This window comes from Bacillus sp. SIMBA_026, assembly GCF_046535335.1.
GTDB classification, from domain to species: domain Bacteria; phylum Bacillota; class Bacilli; order Bacillales; family Bacillaceae; genus Bacillus; species Bacillus velezensis.
In genome coordinates this window covers 1-265 of record NZ_JAWRWX010000226.1, presented here as the reverse complement: position 1 = coordinate 265, position 265 = coordinate 1, and the positions used below count along the sequence as shown (strand labels likewise).

Genomic DNA, 265 nt, shown 5'->3' with positions numbered 1-265 from the left:
CATGGCTTTACCTGGCTTCGGAGAACAGAAGGCAAAGATCTTCCTGGCGTTGCTGGGCAAACAATGCGGCCTCCGGGCTGAAGGGTGGAGGGAAGCATCCGGCCACTACGGCGAACAGGGCTCTTACCTATCGGTCGCCGACATAGTTGACCCGGCGTCGTTGGCCAAAGTGCGCGCCAGCAAGCAAGCAGCAAAAGCAGCTGCCAAGGCCGCGAAGTCACCGGCCAGTTGATTGGCGGGTTCCCCGCAGGGAACCCACCACGGG

General features: G+C 61.9%; 1 protein-coding gene. It reads left to right on the top strand.

Annotated elements, in window-relative coordinates; genetic code table 11:
• Positions 1-232 (top strand): hypothetical protein (locus tag SB847_RS21285; protein WP_486304284.1); only part of this gene is annotated, 232 nt, incomplete at its 5' end.
• Positions 233-265: the final 33 nt, after the last annotated feature.